15 protein-coding genes are annotated in these 14,339 nt (G+C 71.8%); 10 read left to right on the top strand and 5 right to left on the bottom strand.

The genetic code is table 11. The annotated features are described in order from the left end of the window. The first annotated feature begins 41 nt into the window (after nucleotides 1-41). Entirely contained in the window at nucleotides 42-1,913 is a 1,872-nt protein-coding gene (locus tag AB0B33_RS24860) for a ricin-type beta-trefoil lectin domain protein (RefSeq protein WP_360775927.1), read from the top strand. Nucleotides 1,914-1,958: 45 nt separating this feature from the next. Here AB0B33_RS24860 and AB0B33_RS24855 read toward each other — a convergent pair whose 3' ends face one another. Both AB0B33_RS24855 and AB0B33_RS24850 read right to left on the bottom strand, forming a co-directional pair. Beyond that, nucleotides 1,959-3,026 carry a P1 family peptidase gene (locus AB0B33_RS24855; RefSeq protein WP_360775924.1) on the bottom strand — a complete coding sequence of 356 codons (1,068 nt, stop codon included), beginning with the start codon at nucleotides 3,024-3,026 and terminating at the stop codon, nucleotides 1,959-1,961. Continuing rightward, entirely contained in the window at nucleotides 3,023-3,625 is a 603-nt protein-coding gene (locus tag AB0B33_RS24850; RefSeq protein ID WP_360775921.1) for a TetR/AcrR family transcriptional regulator, read from the bottom strand. Before AB0B33_RS24850 ends, AB0B33_RS24855 begins: the two co-directional genes overlap by 4 nt. Before the next feature lie 119 nt (nucleotides 3,626-3,744). On the opposite strand from AB0B33_RS24850, the gene AB0B33_RS24845 reads away from it, so the two are divergent. After that, nucleotides 3,745-5,127, top strand: coding sequence for an APC family permease (locus tag AB0B33_RS24845; protein WP_360775918.1), 1,383 nt, complete (start codon nucleotides 3,745-3,747; stop codon nucleotides 5,125-5,127). A 101-nt stretch (nucleotides 5,128-5,228) separates the two neighbouring features. Continuing rightward, the gene (locus AB0B33_RS24840) at nucleotides 5,229-6,914 is read left to right on the top strand and encodes an SIR2 family protein (RefSeq protein WP_360775915.1); all 1,686 of its coding nucleotides are present in this window, start codon (nucleotides 5,229-5,231) and stop codon (nucleotides 6,912-6,914) included. 9 nt (nucleotides 6,915-6,923) lie between these two features. Here the strand turns inward: AB0B33_RS24840 and AB0B33_RS24835 are convergent, their stop codons facing one another. Both AB0B33_RS24835 and mftR read right to left on the bottom strand, forming a co-directional pair. Further along, entirely contained in the window at nucleotides 6,924-7,082 is a 159-nt protein-coding gene (locus AB0B33_RS24835) for a hypothetical protein (RefSeq protein WP_247024228.1), read from the bottom strand. 345 nt (nucleotides 7,083-7,427) lie between these two features. Continuing rightward, complete coding sequence (gene mftR / locus AB0B33_RS24830) at nucleotides 7,428-8,048, bottom strand: mycofactocin system transcriptional regulator (RefSeq protein ID WP_360775911.1); 621 nt, start codon at nucleotides 8,046-8,048, stop codon at nucleotides 7,428-7,430. Nucleotides 8,049-8,157: 109 nt separating this feature from the next. Between mftR and mftA the strand changes: the two genes are divergently transcribed. From mftA to mftD, 7 genes are read left to right on the top strand one after another with little or no spacing between them, the layout of a single operon-like run. Next, nucleotides 8,158-8,259 carry a mycofactocin precursor MftA gene (gene mftA, locus AB0B33_RS24825; RefSeq protein ID WP_125307730.1) on the top strand — a complete coding sequence of 34 codons (102 nt, stop codon included), beginning with the start codon at nucleotides 8,158-8,160 and terminating at the stop codon, nucleotides 8,257-8,259. Further along, nucleotides 8,249-8,530, top strand: a complete 282-nt coding sequence (mftB, locus tag AB0B33_RS24820; protein ID WP_360775907.1) for a mycofactocin biosynthesis chaperone MftB — start codon at nucleotides 8,249-8,251, stop codon at nucleotides 8,528-8,530. Before mftA ends, mftB begins: the two co-directional genes overlap by 11 nt. Further along, on the top strand, nucleotides 8,530-9,672 hold the full coding sequence (gene mftC / locus AB0B33_RS24815; protein ID WP_360775904.1) for a mycofactocin radical SAM maturase: 1,143 nt from the start codon (nucleotides 8,530-8,532) through the stop codon (nucleotides 9,670-9,672). The genes mftB and mftC overlap by 1 nt, the downstream gene beginning before the upstream one ends. Then, nucleotides 9,672-10,355 carry a mycofactocin biosynthesis peptidyl-dipeptidase MftE gene (mftE, locus tag AB0B33_RS24810; RefSeq protein WP_360775901.1) on the top strand — a complete coding sequence of 228 codons (684 nt, stop codon included), beginning with the start codon at nucleotides 9,672-9,674 and terminating at the stop codon, nucleotides 10,353-10,355. The genes mftC and mftE overlap by 1 nt, the downstream gene beginning before the upstream one ends. Beyond that, on the top strand, nucleotides 10,352-11,137 hold the full coding sequence (locus AB0B33_RS24805; protein ID WP_360775898.1) for a mycofactocin-coupled SDR family oxidoreductase: 786 nt from the start codon (nucleotides 10,352-10,354) through the stop codon (nucleotides 11,135-11,137). Before mftE ends, AB0B33_RS24805 begins: the two co-directional genes overlap by 4 nt. Then, nucleotides 11,134-12,543 (top strand): mycofactocin biosynthesis glycosyltransferase MftF, encoded by a 1,410-nt coding sequence (gene mftF, locus AB0B33_RS24800; RefSeq protein ID WP_360775895.1) that lies wholly within the window; start codon nucleotides 11,134-11,136, stop codon nucleotides 12,541-12,543. Before AB0B33_RS24805 ends, mftF begins: the two co-directional genes overlap by 4 nt. Further along, nucleotides 12,540-13,760, top strand: a complete 1,221-nt coding sequence (mftD, locus tag AB0B33_RS24795) for a pre-mycofactocin synthase MftD (RefSeq protein ID WP_360775892.1) — start codon at nucleotides 12,540-12,542, stop codon at nucleotides 13,758-13,760. Before mftF ends, mftD begins: the two co-directional genes overlap by 4 nt. On the opposite strand, the gene AB0B33_RS24790 is transcribed toward mftD, so the two are convergent. Continuing rightward, nucleotides 13,754-14,308: a snapalysin family zinc-dependent metalloprotease gene (locus tag AB0B33_RS24790; RefSeq protein WP_360775889.1), complete on the bottom strand. Its 555-nt coding sequence runs from the start codon at nucleotides 14,306-14,308 to the stop codon at nucleotides 13,754-13,756. The genes mftD and AB0B33_RS24790 overlap by 7 nt on opposite strands. Between the last annotated feature and the right edge of the window lie 31 nt (nucleotides 14,309-14,339).

Raw genomic sequence — 14,339 nt, 5'->3', positions numbered from 1 at the left:
GTTAACGCTAACATTCCTGACGACGAGGTCGGAGCGATGCGATGAAGCTGCGCGTTCTGCTGTCCGTGCTCCTGGCGTTCGCCGGAGTCGTCCAAGGCGCAGGAGCCGCCGCAGCGGCAGAGGTGGTGACTCCAGCTCCCGTCATGGGCTGGGCCTCCTGGAACACCTTCGCCGCCAAGATCGACTACGCCACCATCAAAGCGCAGGCCGACGCGCTCGTCTCCGCCGGGCTCAAGGACGCCGGCTACACCTACGTCAACATCGACGAAGGCTGGTGGCAGGGCACCCGCGACGGCTCCGGGAACATCACCGTCGACACCGCCGAATGGCCCGGCGGCATGGCAGCCATCGCGGATTACCTGCACGGCAAGGGGTTGAAGGCGGGCATCTACACCGACGCCGGGCGGGACGGTTGCGGGTACTACTACCCGACCGGGCGGCCCGCGGCGCCCGGGTCCGGCAGTGAAGGCCACTACCTGCAGGACCTGCTGCAGTTCCAGCGCTGGGGCTTCGACTTCGTCAAGGTCGACTGGTGCGGCGGCGACGCCGAAGGCCTCGACCCGGCGAGCACCTACCGGGCGATCAGCGACGCCAACACAGCCGCCACCGCGCAGACCGGGCGCACGCTCACCCTCTCGATCTGTGACTGGGGCAAGAAGAACCCGTGGAACTGGGGCGCCGGCACCGCCCCGATGTGGCGGACCAGCACGGACATCATCTACTACGGCCAGACCGCGACCCTCCCGCAGGCGCTCACCAACTTCGACCAGGCGCAGCACCCCGTTTCGCAGCACACCGGGTACGTCAACGACCCCGACATGCTGACCGTCGGGATGCCGGGGCTGTCCGCCGCGCAGGGGCGGACCGAGTTCGGGATGTGGGCGGTCTCCGGGGCGCCGCTGCTCGCCGGCAACAACCTCGTGACGATGAGCGCGGAGACGGCGAACGTCCTCAAGAACCGCGAAGTCATCGCCGTCGACCAGGATCCGCGCGGCCTGCAGGGCGTGAAGGTCGCCGAGGACGCCGCCGGGCTCCAGGTGTACGGCAAGGTCCTGGCCGGTTCCGGGAAACGCGCGGTGCTCTTGCTCAACCGGACGTCGTCGGCGGCGACCATGACCGCGCGGTGGGCCGACCTCGGCCTCACCGCCGCCACCGCGAAGGTCCGGAACCTCTGGAGCGCTTCCGACAAAGGCAGTTACGCCAACGGATACAGCGTGAGCGTCCCGGCCAACGACTCCGTGCTGCTGACCGTCCAAGGCACCGACGCCGCGGCCACGCACGGCACCACGATCACCGCGGCCGCGACGGGATCGGCCGTCGCGACCTTCACCTACAGCGCGACCACCACCCGGACCGCGACCCTCGCGGTGAACGGCCAGCAGCCGACCGTCGTCGCCTTCCCGGCGACCGGGGGAGCGGCCAGGACCGTCTCCGCCGTCGTCTCCCTGGGCAAGGGCACCGACAACCTCACGTTCTCGGGCACGCCACCGCAGCTCAGCGACGTCGCCGTCCTGCCGCTGCCCGGGACGAACGGCGTCCAGGTGGCCGGCACGCAGTCGGGCCGGTGCCTCGACATCGACGACAACAGCATCACCAACGGCGTCCAGGCGCAGCTGTGGGACTGCGCCGGGGGACCGAACCAGACGTGGGTGCCGGCCCGCGGCCAGCTCGTCGTCAACGGCACGAAGTGCCTGGACGCCTACGACAACGGCACCGCCAACGGAACCGCGGTGGTCAGCTGGGACTGCAACGGCCGGCGCAACCAGCAGTGGACCCTGAACGCGAACGGGACCATCACGAACGCGGTGTCCGGGCTCTGGCTGGACGCCGGCGGCGCGGCCACCGGGAACGGCACGAAGATCATCCTGTGGGCCTGCGGCGGCGGTGCCAACCAGCAGTGGACCCGGCGGTGACCCGGGCGGCCGGACCACCGGGCGCACCGTCGGGGGCCGATCCGGTCAGTTCCGCCGGGAAAAATCGGCGGGAAATGCGGGCGCGCGGTGCCCGCGGTGGCCGGTCATCTCGCGGTTCGCGACGAGCGCGTTGAGCACCGCTTCCTCCACCGCCTGCACGACCGCCTCGAAGAACGGGTCGATCCGGCCCCACGGCACGAACCGCAGTTGCTCGTACTCGGCTTCCGCGGTGCGGGGGAACGCGCTCGTCAGCGCGCCGGGGTTCGCCGTGCTGAAGGCGAGGAACAGGTCGCCCGAGAAGTGCGAACCCGTCGTGCCGGTGCGGGCCAGGCCGAGCGGGACGCGCCGGGCGAGCGCCGTGCACTGGCCCGGCAGCAACGGCGCGTCCGTGCCGACCACGACGATGACCGAACCCGCGCCGGGCGGGGCCGGCGCCCAGTGCGCCATCGGGTCGTCCGCCGCCAGCCGCGGTCCCACGTGGTCGCCCGCGACCGTGAGCTCGCGGCGGCTGCCGAAGTTCGCCTGCACCAGCACGCCCACGGTGTACTCGTCGGAGCCGTAGGGCACCAGCCGGGACGCCGTGCCGGTGCCGCCCTTGAAGCCGTAGCAGGTCATCCCGGTGCCGCCGCCGACCGAACCTTCGTCGAGCGCTCCGCCCCGGGCGGCGTCGAGGGCCGCGCCCGTGTGTCCACTGTGGATCGTCGGGGCGTTGATGTCGTTGAGGTAGCCGTCCCACGTCTCGGCGACCACCGGCAGCAGCCATTCCGCGGCGACGTCGGGGCGCTCGCGCACCACCCAGTCGATCACGCCGCGGTGGCACGGCCCGACGGCGTGGGTGTTGGTGATCAGCACCGGCAGGGCCAGCGACCCGGTCTCGGCGAGCCACGCGGTGCCGGTCATCTCGCCGTTGCCGTTCAGGGAGAACGTCCCGGCCGCGCACGGCACGGCGAAGTCCGCCCGGCCGCGGGGGAGGACCGCGGTGACGCCGGTGCGCACCGAATCGCCTTCGATCAACGTCGTGTAGCCGACTTCGACGCCCGCGACGTCGGTGAGCGCGTTGTGCGTGCCGGGCCGGCCGGGCAGGGTGATGCCCAGGTCGCGGGCACGGGTCATGACAGGTCCTCCCAGGTGCAGGCGGTGCGGGCGAAGGAAAGCAGCATCGCTTCGGCGGTGGCCCGGTCCACTGTGGGCACCGCCTGGGTGAGGTGCAGGCCGTAGCCGTCCTCGAGTGCGACGAGGTTGCGCGCGATCGCGACCGGCTCGGCGGTCAGGGTGAATTCGCCGGTCGCCGCCCCGGCTTCGAGGATGCCGGTGTAGATCCGCACCTGCCGCTCGAACAGGGCGACGTGCCGGGCGGCGTAGGCGGGGTCGCGGCGGGCGATCGTGCCGAGTTCGTAGAGCAGCACGCACAGTTCGTCGGACGGCCCGGTGGGCAGGCCGCTGCGGATCGTGGCCAGCAGGCGTTCGCGCGGTGTCCCGCCCCGGGCGGCGTCCTCGCGCTGGGTGCAGAAGCGCTCGACGGCTTCCTGCTGCACCTCGCGCAGGAGGTCGGTCAGGGTGGGGAAGTAGTAGAGGACCGAGCCCGAGGACAGGCCGGCGCCGTCGGCGACGTCCCGCAGCCGCAGGTTGAGGATGCCACGTTCGACGACGGCGCGGCGCGCCACCGCGATCAGCTCGGCCCGCCGCTCGGGGGCCCTGCTCGGTCGTGCCATGAGGTCATTCTTCGAAGGAACTTCGGAAAAAACAAGACCTTGACTTGTCTGCCACGAGCGCCTTTGATGCGTGGTCACCTGGTTGTTCGAAGGAGCTTCAAAGAACTGGAGGCCCGCTCGTGACCACTCCTGCCCTGCGCCGCGGCCTGCGCACCCTCGGCACCCTGCTCATCACGCTCTCGGCGATCAGCCCCGCGTCGTCGGTGTTCATCATCGCGCCGGGGGTGCTCGCCGGCGCGGGGACCGGCGCGTTCTTCAGCTTCGCGGCCGCTGCGGTGGTCGGCGTGTTCATGGCCTTCGTCTACGCCGAGCTCGCGTCGGCGTTCCCGGTCGCGGGCGGCGAGTACGCGATCGTGGCCCGCACGCTGGGGCGGCTGCCCGGGTTCGCCGTGCTGGGGCTGATGATCATCACGCAGGTGCTGATCGTCGCGGTGATCGCGCTCGGCGTCGGGACGTACCTGGGGGTGCTGTTCCCGGGCCTGCCCGGCCCGGTGGCCGCGGCGGTGACGTGCGTGCTGGCCGCCGGTGTCGGGGTGTTCGACATCAAGCTGAACGCCTGGGTGACGGGTATCTTCCTGGCCATCGAGATCCTGGCGCTGGTGGTGGTCAGCGCGCTCGGGCTGCTCCACCCGGCCCGCCCGCTCACCGACCTGGTCGCCCACCCGGTGGCGGCCGGCGGCGGCCCCGCGACGATCGGCGCCATCGCGATCGCGACGTCGGTGGCGATGTTCGCCTACAACGGCTACGGCTCGGCGGTGTACTTCGGCGAGGAGACCCAGGACGCCCCTCGCGGCATCGCCCGCGCGATCCTCCTGGCGCTGGCGATCACGGTGGTCGCCGAGCTGGTCCCGGTGACGGCGGTCCTGCTGGGCGCGCCCGACCTGGGCGCGCTGTTCGGCTCGGAGAACATGCTGTCGACGTTCATCACCGCCCGCGGCGGCAGCACGCTCGACACGGTGCTCAGCCTGGCGGTGGCGCTGGCGATCATGAACGCGGTTCTGGCGATCGTCCTGATCAGCTCCCGCCTGGTCTTCAGCAGCGGCCGCGACCGAGCCTGGCCGGGCGCGGTCAACCGAGCCCTGGCGGCGGTCCACCCCCGCTTCGGCACCCCGTGGGTGGCGACGGCCGGCACGGGGATCGTCGCGGCGGCGCTGTGTTTCGTGGACCCGCAGCTGCTGCTGGTGGTGACGAGCACGTCCATCGTGGCGGTGTACGCGGCCCTTTGCCTGGGCGCGATCGTCGGCCGCCGCACCGGCGCGACGGCCCACGCGCAGTACCGGATGCCGTGGTTCCCGGTGGCCCCGGTGCTGGCGTTGGCGGTGCTGGTGTTCGTGGTGTACCAGAACGTCGTGGACCCGGCGGTCGGCCGCCCGAGCCTGATCGTGACGGCGGGGATCGTCCTGCTGGCGGTGGGGTATTACGTACTGGTGCTGCGGCGCCGAGGCGGGTGGCAGCTGGCCGAACCGGTGGAGCACACTTCCGATTCCCGGACAAATAGTTGACAACTCGTGCGTGCGGGAACCTTGTAACAGGACCAGTGCGTTGCACGACCTAGCGGAGGCGATATCCGGACGAAACGAATACGATGCACCGAGGTTTGCGCATGGCCGAAGGTTCTCCGTCGAGAATGCTCGACCCCGATCTGTTCGACCGGGGCGACATCTTCTGCTTCGACGCGCAGCCCTACCTCGGCGAACTGTTCGAAACCGTGCGGGCGCGGAAGAAGCCGCTGACCGTCGTCGTCGGCGCCGGGGTGTCGATGAACTCCAGCCTGCCGTCCTGGCGGGACCTCATCGACAAGATGACCAACGAGATCAAGAACGCGAGCACGAAGAAGATCGCGCTGCGAGATGATTCCGATTTGATGCGGAAGGCCGAAATCGTCCTGCAGATCCTGAAGGACGGCGGGCAGGACGTCGAGGACCACACGATCATCCGGCGAGCGCTCTATTCCGACTCGCACGCCACGCCGGGAGTGCTGGCGGATTCGATCGCCCGGCTGGTCTGCGCGAACCGGAAGTACGCCGGCAAGAGGGCGCGGCTGCTGACGACGAACTTCGACGAGATCCTCGAAGCGGCGCTGAGGGCGTACTTCGAGGAAGAAGACGTGGAATCGTTCTCGCTCAAGCCGGGCGGCAGTTCCGCGTGGAAGGCCTGGGATCGGCGCCTCGGCCGGATCGGCGTGATGCACCTGCACGGCCTGGTCCGCCAGGACGGCGATCCGGAGGAGCCGATCGTCCTGACCGAGTCCCAATTCCTGAAGCACGGTGCGCAGGTGCGGGACGTCATCTCGAACGCACTCGAGGGTGCCTGCACGATCTTCATCGGGCTGGGCATGTCGGACCCGAACCTCATCGGCCCGCTCTACGCCACCGCGGAGGCGAGGCCGCCGCGCTTCTCCCTGGTGGTGCCACCCGGCGTCAACGGAGTCACCACGACCGAGGCCGCTCGCTACGCCATCAGCTCGGCGCGCTACCTCGAGGACAAGCTGGGGCTCCGGCCGATCTTCCTGAAGTCCTACTCACAGCTGAACCAGGTCATCTCGGATCTCGCGCTCGCCGTCGTGGAACCGCGGCGGTACCGGCCCACCGTGAAGAGCGACGCCTCGCTCGTCTACCGCCGGCGGCTCACGCGGGCGCTGGACGACTGCTACGCGGGCGTCGGCTGCGGGAAAGGCGCGGAAATCCCCACCGGCCAGGCCGCCGAAGAACTCACGACCCGATTGCACCTGGCGCTGGAAATCGACGACGGCCCGCTGCAGGTCCTGCGGGAACTCGCCCGGCAGTACGGTCATCCGCTCGGCGGTGGCGCGGGCGAGAACTTCGGCCTGTTCCTGTGGCTGCGCAGCCGGGAGCTCGAAGACGAGCGGCACCGCTACATCCTCAACCTCGTCGGGACGTCGGTGTACGCGCACCGCGAAGATTGGTCGTTGCGCCACCACGTGAAGATCAGCCGGGAAACGGAGTTCGCGGCCGCGCAAGCGGTCTTCACCGGCAACGTGCAGGCGACGAACCTGACGCCGACCCCGATCGCCCAGATCTGGCGGGGGATCTTCGCCACCCCCATCCTGCTGGCCGGGATCGGGAGTGACCGGATGATCGGGGAGGACCCGGCCGACGTCCTGACGGTGGGTGCCATCACGCTCAACTCGACGTTCGTGATCAGGACCAACGGCGAGCGCGTGGCGGACGAGGATCTGTCCTTGATCAGCAAGCTGGATTCGGCGGCCAAGAACCTGCTGCTCGACAGCCTGGACAAGGCCGCGCAGTACGCGATCCACCCGAACTGAGGGCAGGCGTCAGTCCTTCTTGGCGCGCTTCGCCTTGATGACCGGCACGCGGCCGGGTACGGAAACGTAGACCGAGTTGCCGACTTTCCGCTTGGGGGATTGGCCGATGATCGGCTCGCCGCGTCCGCTGGGGGTTTCCCGTTCGCGCGCCGCCGCGTCTGTGCTCATGGCGTCAACCCTTCGCGTCGGACGACCTCTGTGCGGAGGATGCCACAGCGGTCTTGAGGAGTGGTTGAAGAACACTCCCCGCTACCCACATTACGCCGATCGGGGGTTGATGTCGCTGCCCACGGTTTCCAGGCATTCATGCGATCACCCTCCGCATCCAGTCGGCTGATCAGATCACTTCGGGGTACCAACGCCGGACCTGCCTCAATCTGGCAGATCGCAGTGAATATGTTACGGGCGGTGGTATCAGTGGGCAATCTGGTTGCTACCGAAGTCGCCGGCCCCGGCCGAACTGTTACCGCGGGAAGCCGAATCGGCGCGGCCCTGTTTATTCAGCGGCCGCCCTCAGTTCCCGGGTTCGATGGGGGACGGGTCGGCGAAGCCGGTGGCCAACGCTCGCAGAGCCGCGTCCAGGTACACGGTCAGATCCGCGTCCGCGCGGGCCGACCAGCGTTCGTACGCCGCTCGGCACGTGGCCAGCACCGCGCGGCCCACCGCCAGCGGGTACAGCGCGTCCGCCGGCTGGCCCGTGCGCGCGCCGACGTACGCGCTCACCGCGCGCTCCCACGCGTCGTAGTGGCGGGTCGCGCTCGCCGCCAGTTCCGGGACCGAACTGAGCAGGTGCATGCGCATGCGGAGTTCCGTGACGTCCTCGGCGCGGTAGTGGTTGGCCGCGATGACCGCCTCGCGGACCGCGTCCAGGACCGGCAGGGTGCCGTCGGCCGCGGCGAGGTGCTCGGTGATCGTGCCGACCTCCGCGTCGAACTCGTTCCACAGGACGTCGGACTTGGCGTCGTAGTAGCGGAAGAACGTGCGGCGGCTGACGCCCGCGGTCGCGGCGATCTCGTCGACCGTCGTCTCGTGGAAGCCGCGTTCGGTGAACAGGCGCAGCGCGATGACCTCCAGTTCGCGGGCGCTCGTGCCGGGTGGCCTGCCGCGGCGGGCCGCGGGGGTGCGTTGGGTCATCCGGGTGCCGTTCCCTTTCCGGGGGTTGTTTCCGACACTGCGTGACATTACTCTGCTCGATATTCGTCACAGTGTGTCGAAATAGGAGTTCCGTGCCGAAGGAGTCACGATGACCGAGAAGATCGCCGAAGAGCCCGTCGAAGAGACCCCCGTCGCCGAAGACCTGCTGGTCGAGGAGGTCTCGATCGACGGGATGTGCGGTGTCTACTGAGCCGTTCGACCTGGACGCGGCCTGGCGGCTCGACAGCCGGGTCGCGATCCGGCCGGAACGGTTCGGGGCGCTGCTCTACCACTTCGGCACCCGCCGCCTGTCGTTCCTGAAGAGCCCGGCCCTGCTGGACGTCGTCCGGTCGCTGGACGCGCACGCGAGCGCCCGCGCCGCCTGCGCCGGTGCCGGGGTCGGGGCCCCCGAGCTGCCGCGCTACCGCGCCGCGCTCGCCGCACTGGCCGAGTCGCGGATGATCCAGCCGAGGAGTCTCTGATGTCCCTCGTGGACGAATTCCAGTACGGGCTCGACGCGCCCATCTGCCTCACCTGGGAACTGACCTACGCCTGCAACCTTTCCTGCGTGCACTGCCTTTCCTCCTCCGGTCGGCGCGACCCGCGCGAACTGTCCACAGTGGAGTGCAAGGCGCTGATCGACGAGTTCGAGCGCATGCAGATCTTCTACGTCAACATCGGCGGCGGTGAGCCGACCGTGCGCCCGGACTTCTGGGAGCTCGTCGACTACGCCACCGAGCACCACGTCGGCGTCAAGTTCTCCACCAACGGCGTCAAGATCACGCCCGAAGTCGCGCGACGGCTGGCCGGGAGCGACTACGTCGACGTCCAGATCTCCCTGGACGGCGCCACCGCCGAGGTCAACGACCACGTGCGCGGCGTCGGCTCCTACGCCACCGCGATCCGCGCCATGGAGCACCTCGCCGACGCCGGTTTCGAGAACTTCAAGATCTCGGTCGTCATGACGCGCCACAACATCGCCCAGCTCGACGCGTTCAAGGCGATCGCCGACCGCTACCGCGCCCAGCTGCGGATCACGCGGCTGCGCCCGTCCGGCCGCGGCGCCGACACCTGGGACGAGCTGCACCCGACGGCCGCCCAGCAGCGGGAGCTCTACGACTGGCTCGTGGCGCACGGCGAGAACGTGCTCACCGGCGACTCGTTCTTCCACCTGGCCGGCTACGGCGGCGGCGGGCTGCCGGGCCTGAACCTGTGCGGCGCCGGGCGGGTGGTGTGCCTGGTCGACCCGGTCGGCGACGTCTACGCCTGCCCGTTCGCCATCCACGACACCTTCCTGGCCGGCAACACCCGGTCCGAGGGCGGCTTCACGCGCGTCTGGCGCGAATCCGAGCTGTTCACGGAACTGCGCAGCCCGCAAAGCGCGGGCGCGTGCACGTCGTGCTCGGCGTTCGACGCCTGCCGCGGCGGCTGCATGGCCGCGAAGTTCTTCACCGGCCTGCCGCTCGACGGCCCGGACCCGGAGTGCGTGCGCGGCCACGGCGAACTCGCGCTGGCGGGCGTCACCAGCGTCCCGAAGCCGTCGCTGGACCACTCGCACCGGCGGCGTCCGGTCCCGGTCACCATCGGGATGCGCCGCCCCTGCGACGAAAACCCGCTGGCCTGATGGTGCGCCTCGCGGACCTGTCCTCGCCCGGCGTCGCCGCCCGCGCGGCGGCGGGCGCGATCCTGGCGGTCCCGATCGGCGCGACCGAGCAGCACGGCCCGCACCTGCCGCTGACGACGGACACCGACATCGCCCTCGCCCTGTGCGACGGCCTGGCGGCGGCGCGCCCGGAAGTCCTGGTGGCCCCCGCGGTGCCGTACGGCTCGAGCGGCGAGCACGCGGGGTTCGCGGGGACGCTGTCGATCGGCCAGGAGGCGACGGAGTTCCTGCTGCTGGAGCTGGGCCGCTCGGCGGCGGAGACGTTCGGGCGGCTGCTGTTCGTGTCCGCGCACGGCGGCAACACCGGGCCGGTGACGCGTGCGGCGGCCCGGCTTCGGGCGGAGTCGCGGGACGTGTCGGTGTTCCGGCCGCGGTGGCCGGGGGAGCCGCACGCGGGCCGCGCGGAAACGGCCCTGCAGCTGACGATGCGGCCGGGCAGCGTCCGGATGGAACGAGCGGTCGCGGGGGATCGGCGCCCTCTCGGGGAGCTGCTGCCGTTGCTGCGGGCGGGCGGAGTGCGGGCGGTCACGGCGACCGGAGTACTCGGCGATCCGACCGGCGCGACCGCGGTGGAAGGCGAGGAACTGCTGGCCGGGCTGACGGCCGCGCTGGTGTCGCATGTGGACGAATGGAGGCGGGCATGACGCACCGGACGGCGCTCGTCACCGGGGCCGCGCGGGGGATCGGGGCCGCCACCGTCCTGCGCCTGGCGCAGCAGGGCTACGCCGTCCTCGCCGTCGACGTGGCCGCCGACGACCCCGCCCTGCCCTACCCCATGGGGACCGAAGCCGACCTCGCCGCCGTCGTGGAAAAAGCCGGTGAGCACGCCGCCGCTTTCGTCGCCGACGTGAGGGATCCCGCGGCCATGGCCGCCGCCGTCCAGGAAGCCGAACGATGCTGGGGTGGCCTCGACGTCGCCATCGCCGCCGCCGGGGTCATCGCCGGGGGAGTACCCCTGTGGGAGGTGCCCGAAGACCAGGAGCGGGCCGTCCTGGAGGTCGACCTCCACGGCGTCGTCCACCTCGCCCGCGCCGCCGTGCCCGCCCTGCTTCGCAGGCCACAACCGCGGTCGGGGCGGTTCCTGGCCGTCGCTTCGGCCGCCGCCACGCGGGGGTTGCCCATGCTCGCCGCCTACTGCGCCGCGAAAGCCGGGGTCGCCGGGCTCGTCCGCGCGCTCGGGGCCGAACTGGGGGAGACCGGCGTGACCGCCAACGCCGTCAGCCCGGGCTCGACCGACACCCCGATCCTCGCCGAGAGCGCCCGCCTCTACGCCCTGCCCGACGCGGCCGCCTTCGCCGCGCAGCAACCCGTGCACCGCCTGCTCGACGCCGGCGAAGTCGCCGCTGTGCTGGCGTTCCTCGCCGGGCCGGACAGCGGGGCCGTGACCGGGGCCGTCGTGCCCGTGGACGGCGGGCTGGCCCTGTGACGCCGTTGCCACCCGGGTTCCGCATCGCCCTCGACCGCGACACCCGGCAGCTGACCGCCGCCCTCCTCTTCGGCGGCTCCCCGGCCCGTGTCCTGCGGTTGACCGCCGCCGGGCAGGCCGCGCTGCGCGAACTCGCCGACGGCCCGGTCTCCTCCGCGGCCACCGGCGCGCTCGCCCGGCACCTCACCGACGCCGGGCTCGCCCACCCGTTGCCGCCCGAACCGGACCGCGCCGCGGACGTCACGGTCGTCGTCCCGGCCCTCGGCCGGCCAGGACCTCTGGCCCGCTGCCTCGCCGGGCTCGGCGACCGGCACCCCGTCCTCGTCGTCGACGACGGCTCCGAAGACCCCGCCGCCATCGCCGGGGTGGCCGCCGCGCACGGCGCGGAACTCGTGCGCCGGGACGTCAACGGCGGCCCCGGCGCCGCGCGCAACACCGCGCTGGACCACGTTCCCACCGAGCTGGTGGCCTTTGTGGACAGTGACTGCGTGCCCGCGCCCGGCTGGGTGGAGCCGCTGGCCGCGCACTTCGCCGACCCGCTCGTCGCCGCGGTCGCGCCCCGGGTGTGCCCGCTCGCCGCGGACACCGCGGCCGGCCGGTACACGCGCGCCGCCTCCAGCCTCGACCTCGGCGACCGGCCCGCGCGGGTCGCGCCCGGCACCCGGACGTCGTACGTGCCGACCGCCGCGCTCGTCGTCCGCCGGAGCGCGCTCGTCGAGGCCGGCGCGTTCGATCCCGCGCTGCGCGTCGGCGAGGACGTCGACCTGGTCTGGCGGCTGCACGCGGCCGGGTACCGCGTCCGGTACGCCCCCGACGTCACCGTCGGCCACGACGAACCGGAAACCTGGCGCGCCCTGCTGGGCCGGCGCGCCCGCTACGGCACTTCCGCCGCGCCGCTGGCGAAGCGGCACCCGGGCGCGCTCGCGCCGCTGGGGCTGCACCCGTGGCCCGCGCTGACCGTCGGCGCGCTGCTGGCCGGGCGTCCGCTGCTCGCCGCGGGCGGGTTCGCCGGCGCGGTGGGCGGCATGGTCCGCACCCTGCGCGCCCACGACGTCCCGGCCGACGGCGTCGTGCGCGCGATGGCCACCGCCGTGCACCAGACGTGGCTCGGCTGCGGCCGCTACGGCACCCAGTTCGCGGCGCCGCTGCTCGCCGCCCTGCTCGTCCCGCGGGGGTGGGGCCGCCGCGCCGCCGTGGCATCGCTGCTGCTCGGCCCGCCGCTGACGGCGTGGGCCAAGACCCGGCCCGGACTCGATCCCGTCCGCTACACCGCGGCGGCGATCGCCGACGACGTCGCGTACGGCGGCGGCGTCTGGGCCGGCTGCCTGGCCCACCGCACGCTCGAGCCGGTCCGCCCGGCGCTCGTCCGGCGCCCGCTGCGCTTCACCACGAAGGGAACCCGATGACCACCTGGTTCGAATCCGTCGCGGAGGCACAGCGGCGCGCGAAGAAACGGCTGCCCGCTTCGGTCTACTCCGCCCTCATCGCGGGCTCGGAAAAGGGCCTCACGCTGGCCGACAACCTCGGCGCGTTCGACGAACTGCGGTTCGCGCCGCGCACGGCCGGCCACTACGGGCAGCGCGACCTGGCCACGCACGTGCTCGGCCGCGACGTCGCCCTCCCGGTGCTGATCTCCCCGACCGGGGTGCAGGCCGTGCACCCCGACGGCGAGGTCGCGGTGGCCAGGGCGGCCGCCGCGCGTGGGACGTCGATCGGGCTGTCCTCCTTCGGCAGCAAGCCGATCGAGGAGGTGGTCGCCGCGAACCCGAACACGTACTTCCAGGTCTACTGGACGGGCACCCGCGACGACATCGAGCGGCGGCTGGACCGGGCCCGCGCCGCGGGGGCCGTCGGCATCATCCTGACGCTCGACTGGTCGTTCTCGCACAGCCGCGACTGGGGCAGCCCGCACATCCCCGAGCGGCTGACTCCGCGCGAGCTGCTGCGGTTCGCCCCGGAAGGCATCGCCCGCCCGCGTTGGCTCCTGGACTACGTCAAAACGCGGCGGCTGCCCGACTTGAGCGTGCCGAACATGGCGTCGCCGGGCGAAGAAGCACCGACGTTCTTCGGCGCTTACGGCCAGTGGATGCAGACGCCGCCGCCGTCGTGGGAGGACGTGGCCTGGCTGCGTGCGCGGTGGGACGGGCCGTTCCTGCTCAAGGGCGTGATCCGGGTCGACGAGGCCCGCCGCGCGGTCGACGCCGGCGTCAGCGCGCTGTCGGTGTCCAACCACGGCGGCAACAACCTCGACGGCACCCCGGCGACGATCCGCGCCCTGCCCTCGATCGCGGACGCGGTCGGCTCGGAGGTGGAAGTCCTGCTGGACGGCGGGATCCGCCGCGGCAGCGACGTCGTGAAAGCGCTGGCGCTGGGCGCCAAGGCGGTGCTGATCGGCCGCGCGTACCTGTGGGGGCTGGCCGCCGGCGGGCAGGCCGGGGTGGAGAACGTCCTCGACGTGCTGCGCAACGGGATCGACTCGACGTTGCTGGCGCTGGGCAAGAAGAGCGTCCACGAACTCACCCGGGAGGACGTGCTGGTGCCGGCGGGCTTCGCGGCCGAACTCGGGGCCGCGCGCGAAGGTGGCCCGGACCGGAGCCCGGGCCACCTTCAGCGAACTCAGTAGCCGTACACGGTTTCGTAGACGCGCTCCTGCGCGTTCGTCGCCACGAGGCCGTTGGCCCACAGCGAGTTCACGCGGCTGCGCTCGGTCGAGTTCGGCACCGCGTTGGTGCAGGACGGGCCGGGGCCGCCACCCGACATCAGCTCCGAGCACGGGCCCGAGTAGTGGTCCGGCAGCCCGAGGGCGTGACCGGTCTCGTGCGCCGCGATGCGGGTCGGGTTGTACTGCCGGGCCTGGGTGTAGTCGATGAAGATGGTGCCGCTGCCGTGACCGTTGGTCGAGGCGTAGGACCCACGCGGGTCGTTGCCCTCGGTGTAGCGCAGGCTGGCGCCGGAGTTGCGCTCGACCAGTCTGACGTTGGTCACGCTGTTGTTCCAGTTGGCGGCACCGGCGTTGATCACCGAGCGGAACGACGGTGCGCTGGCGGTGCTGTAGTACACCGTCGTGACCGCGGCTTCCTGGTCCGTGGCGGCCGACGCGGTCCCCGCGGCGAGCGGGGTCATGGTCAGGGCGAGTGCGGCTGCGCCGACCAGGGCGAACTTCCTCGACATCGGAGAACTCCTCGTGGGGACGGGGATTTGC

Origin of the sequence: Amycolatopsis sp. NPDC049159, from assembly GCF_040648295.1 — a bacterium.
Taxonomy (GTDB): domain Bacteria; phylum Actinomycetota; class Actinomycetes; order Mycobacteriales; family Pseudonocardiaceae; genus Amycolatopsis; species Amycolatopsis pretoriensis_A.
Note: the sequence above shows the minus strand (reverse complement) of the source record. Positions and strands in the feature narration are given on the sequence as shown.